This is a genomic window from Streptomyces sp. NPDC096012 (assembly GCF_040426375.1).
GTDB lineage: Bacteria > Actinomycetota > Actinomycetes > Streptomycetales > Streptomycetaceae > Streptomyces.
On the sequence record NZ_JBEOTD010000088.1, the window covers coordinates 1 to 4,357 of the forward strand.

Genomic DNA, 4,357 nt, shown 5'->3' on the forward strand with positions numbered 1-4,357 from the left:
ACCACCCTGGATGACCTGATCCGCATCGCGGGCAGCCGATGGGCCATCGAGGAATGCTTCCAGAGCGCGAAACAGGAGTGCGGCCTGGACGACTACCAGGTCCGCCGCTACCCCGGATGGCACCGCCACATGACCCTCGCCATGGCCGCCCACGCCTGCCTGACCGTCCTGCGAGCCCGCGAGCTGGATGCCGGGAAAGCAGAAACGGATCCTCCCAGCTCATCCACCTCAGCCTCGCCGAGATACGACGGCTGATCACCCGCCTCACCGACCGCCAGCCCGCACCCGTCGAGCACATCCTGCACTGGTCGACCTGGCGCCGACGACGACAAAACCAGGCTCGCATCAGCCACTACAAACGACGCGGACACAGTCCCTGACTGGCCATCAGCCACCGCAAGCACCGTTGCAGTACTAGGGCGTGTATCGAAAGTGTGTGCGGCGGCGGACGGGCCGTAGTACTCCTGGGGAGACGCAAAGACAGGTTCCTTCTCGTTTGGAGTCATCGATGGCCGTTCGCCGTGTCGTGCCCAACATCCAGTCGCATGCCGCGCAGGAGAGCCGGGAGTTCTACGGCCTGCTGGGCTTCGAGGAGGTCATGAACCACGGCTGGATCATGACGCTCGCCTCCCCGTCCAGCCCGGCAGCCCAGATCAGCGTCATGACCAGCGACAAGACCGCCTGTCGCCCCCGACATGAGCGTCGAAGTGGACGACGTTGATGCGGCTTACGCGGTCATACGAGAGAACGGTGCGGAGATCATTCACCCCTTGCAGGACGAGGAGTGGGGGGTGCGGCGCTTCTTCGTTCGCGACCCCAGCGGACTGGTGGTCAACGTGCTGGGCCACCGCTGACAGCCCTTCCCGCCCCCTGGTGAAAGTCTTGGTCACAGCCACTCGTTGATGGCCGCGACCAGGGCGGTTGCTTCGTAGCGGACGGCGAGTTTCTCGTAGCGCGTGGCCACTGCCCGGTGTCTCTTAAGTCGGTTGATCCTGCACTCGACCGCATGGCGCTCGCGGTAGTCGGCCGGGTCGAAGCGCGGAGGCCGGCCGCCGCGGGAGCCGAGCTTCTGGCGGTTACGTGCCTGGTCGGCCTTGTCCGGGATGGTGCATCGGATCCTGCGGCGGCGCAGGTAGGCGCGGTTCTTGCGGGAGGCGTACGCCCTGTCCGCCCGCACGCGATCGGGGCGGACGCGTGGCCGGCCCGGCCCGAGGCGGGGCACGCGAACCTTTGCCAACACGGGTTCAAACTGCGGCGAGTCTCCACGCTGTCCTGCCGTCACCACGATCGACATGGGCTTCTGACCTTGCTCAACGGCCAAGTGCAGCTTGGCGGTGAAACCGCCGCGTGACCTTCCTAAAGGGTGTTGCACAAGGCCGTGAGCTGGGCATCTCCTAGGCATGGCGGCGGTGTTACGTGCTGAGCGAGTGTGGGTGGAGACGTTCACGGGGCTGCGGATGACGCAGTTTTCGAGTCTGTTGAAGGTGGTGCGGGAGCGGGGCGGTAACGGCACTTTGCGGGGCCGGCCGTGGTCGTTGCCGCTGGCCGAGCGGGTCTTGATGGTCGCGGTGTACTACCGCACGAACCTGACCATGCGGCAGTTGGGCCCGTTGTTCGGTGTCTCATCCTCCACGGTCTGCCGGGTTATCCAGCGGCTGGGACCGCTGCTCGCGCTCGAGCCGGTCTCCCGCGCGGCCGATGCTCCGGACCGGATGTGGATCGTGGACGGCACCCTGATCCCGGTCCGCGACCGCGGCGTGGGCGCCTCCTCCCGAAACTACCGGTTCTCGGCAAACGTGCAGGTCATCGTCGACGCGGAGACTCGCCTCGTGGTCGCGGCCGCCCGGCCTGTGCCTGGCAACACCGCGGATGCCAGGGCATGGCGGGACTCCGGTCTGGTCGAGCACTGCCACGGCGTGACTGTGCTCGGCGACGGCGCCTACATCAACACCGGTCTGGTCATCCCACATCGCAAACGCCCCGGACGAGCGCTGCTGAAGGGTGAGGAAGAGGACAACGCCGCTCACCGCAAGGTCCGCGCACGCGTCGAGCACGTCTTCTCCCGGATGAAGAACTACAAGATCCTCCGCGACTGCCGGCAGCGCGGCGACGGCCTCCATCACGCAGTCCAGGCGGTGGCCCGCATGCACAACCTCGCCCTCGCCGCATGACCGTCAAGCCCAGAGCACCGCTTCGGGCTGCTTGATCACGGCCTTGTGCAACACCCTTTAAGACTTGTCCCGCAAACGATCACGAAGGACGGCATCGCACCCGGGTGTCGACCGGCTGCGGAGTCAATCGAGGCAGGTTGCCCATGCCGTCAACGTGGCGAAGTCGTCGATAGCAAGGCCGCGTCGCGGGTCGACCCGATGCAGGAGGGCGGGACCGTCGTGGTGTTGCTTCACCCAGCTACGATCCGCCTCTCTGATCTCGTCGTCGACCCAGGCGAACGCACGGCCCTTCGCCCAGGCGACGATCTCAGGCGTCTTCCAGAACACACCGCCCCCGGGCTCGGGTCTCGGCGAGGGCCAGGGAATGTAGGGCAGTTCGGGCAATCCCAGGACTGGCGCGACGAAAGCGTTGGCTTCTTCCTCCCACGTTGTCGCCCACACCAGGTCGAAGGGAAGCGTGTCCAGCGCCGGGCCGTGATCCGGGTTGAGCCACACCCGCAGCGGCTTCACGGGCTTGTTCGGCAGTCCCCACTCAGTCAGCCGGCGGCGCTCGGCGGCCTCCCAGCGAGGGGTCAGCAGGCGGTGCGTCTGATAGCCCTCGGGCCGACGGTGCGGCTTCGCGGCATACGGGTTCAGCGGTCCGTCCACATCCACCAACAGCACTGGGCGCACGACCTCATCCCCCTCGCTCCTGCGTCGCACCGTACCGGCCGGTGACGAGACCGCCCAACAGAATTCTGGCAAGTACTGATCTTCGTAACGCTGGGCTCTGGGATAGTGGGACGATCGCGACATGGGAGCAGTGATCACGGCGTCACAGCCGTCCTGGATAGGCCCGTTCACCGGGCTGAGCCCGCGCTGCTTCGGCAAGCTGGTGACCGCCCTGCGCCGTGAGGGAGCGGACGCGGCCCGTCGAGACCGGCCATGGAGCCTTCCCCTGGAGGACCGCGTCCCGCTGGTGGCGGCGTACTGGCGCACGAACTTGACGCTGCGCCAGCTCGCGCCGCTGTTCGGCATCTCGAAGTCTGCGGCCGACCGCATCATCAACCGCCTCGCACCGCTGCTCGCGTTGCGGCCGCGCCTCCGGTTCCGCAAGGGCACCGTACTCATCGTGGACGGCACCTTGGTGCCCACGCGTGACCATGCGGTGGCCGAGCAGGCGAAGAACTACCGGTACTCCACCAACCACCAGGTCGTCATCGACGCCGATACACGGCTGGTCGTCGCGGTTGGCCGCCCTCTGCCCGGCAACCGCAACGACTGCAGGGCATGGGAGTTGTCCGGAGCGAAGGCCGCCGTCGGCAACGCCACGGTGATCGCCGACGGGGGTTACCGCGGCACTGGCCTGGTGATCCCGCACCCCCGCGAACCAGGCCAGGCCAAACTCCCGGCCTGGAAAGAGGAGCACAACCGCTCACACCGCAAGGTCCGTGCCCGCGTCGAGCACGCCTTCGCCCGCATGAAGAGCTGGAAGATCCTCCGCGACTGCCGCTTGAAGGGAGACGGCGTTCATCACGCCATGCTCGGCATCGCCCGGATGCACAACCTCGCCCTCGCCGGATAGGCAAGCGGGCCGCACGGCGGCCCACTCCCTCAGCGGCTGGGAGATCATTTACGGGACAGCCTTTAGCCCGTGATCACAGGGCTCAATTGAACACACCACCCGGTGGTTCCTTCTGCAGGTCGCCCTGTTTGCGAGCCCCGGCCGCATGCTGGTGGGCGCGGCAGACCGTGGAGTCGACGCTCAGGTCCCACGTGATCGCACCCTTCGCATCGGCCAGGGACTGGAGCGTGGTGAGGATCCGGTGCCAGGTGCCGTTCCGCTGCCATCGGCGGAACGGGTCGTAGACCCGGCCCCATGGCCCGTACTCGACAGGTACATCCCGCCATGGAACACCAGTACGAACCCGGAACCGTATGCCGTCGATCAGCTGCCGCCGAGGCCAGAGGGGCGGCCGCCCCGTCCTGGCACCCTTCGGCAACAGCGGCACCAGCACCGCCCACTGCTCGTCCGTGAGATCTCCCCGCCCCATGAACCGTGATCATCCACAGCCCAAGATCCACTTTCGATACACGGCCTAGGTCCTGTCTGACAAAGGATCTTGGTTGGGTTCGCGGAGCCAGAGGATGAGTGAGGCGAGGTGGACTCCGGCCTTGTAGCGGGCGGCGAGTTTGTCGAAGCGGGT

At 66.8% G+C, this 4,357-nt stretch carries 3 protein-coding genes and 5 pseudogenes; 4 read left to right on the forward strand and 4 right to left on the reverse strand.

The features are described 5' to 3' along the window. Together ABVB68_RS36575 and ABVB68_RS36580 are read left to right on the forward strand one after the other, a co-directional pair. Positions 1-255 (forward strand): annotated as a pseudogene (locus ABVB68_RS36575) (IS701 family transposase); the annotation flags it as partial. A gap of 253 nt (positions 256-508) precedes the next feature. Continuing rightward, a pseudogene (locus ABVB68_RS36580) lies at positions 509-854 on the forward strand (VOC family protein). Positions 855-886: 32 nt separating this feature from the next. Here the strand turns inward: ABVB68_RS36580 and ABVB68_RS36585 are convergent. Continuing rightward, positions 887-1,432, reverse strand: a pseudogene (locus ABVB68_RS36585) (IS5 family transposase); the annotation flags it as partial. On the opposite strand from ABVB68_RS36585, the gene ABVB68_RS36590 reads away from it, so the two are divergent. Further along, positions 1,401-2,171 carry a transposase family protein gene (locus ABVB68_RS36590; protein WP_353605541.1) on the forward strand — a complete coding sequence of 257 codons (771 nt, stop codon included), beginning with the start codon at positions 1,401-1,403 and terminating at the stop codon, positions 2,169-2,171. The pseudogene ABVB68_RS36585 and the gene ABVB68_RS36590 sit on opposite strands and share 32 nt — an antisense overlap. A 123-nt stretch (positions 2,172-2,294) precedes the next feature. Here the strand turns inward: ABVB68_RS36590 and ABVB68_RS36595 are convergent, their stop codons facing one another. Beyond that, positions 2,295-2,834 (reverse strand): hypothetical protein, encoded by a 540-nt coding sequence (locus ABVB68_RS36595; RefSeq protein ID WP_353605544.1) that lies wholly within the window; start codon positions 2,832-2,834, stop codon positions 2,295-2,297. A gap of 130 nt (positions 2,835-2,964) precedes the next feature. Here ABVB68_RS36595 and ABVB68_RS36600 point away from each other — a divergent pair, with 130 nt between their 5' ends. Next, positions 2,965-3,735 carry a transposase gene (locus tag ABVB68_RS36600; protein WP_353605542.1) on the forward strand — a complete coding sequence of 257 codons (771 nt, stop codon included), beginning with the start codon at positions 2,965-2,967 and terminating at the stop codon, positions 3,733-3,735. Positions 3,736-3,798: 63 nt separating this feature from the next. Here ABVB68_RS36600 and ABVB68_RS36605 read toward each other — a convergent pair. Together ABVB68_RS36605 and ABVB68_RS36610 are read right to left on the reverse strand one after the other, a co-directional pair. Next, positions 3,799-4,204, reverse strand: a pseudogene (locus ABVB68_RS36605) (IS5 family transposase); the annotation flags it as partial. A gap of 45 nt (positions 4,205-4,249) precedes the next feature. Next, positions 4,250-4,357, reverse strand: a pseudogene (locus tag ABVB68_RS36610) (IS5/IS1182 family transposase); the annotation flags it as partial.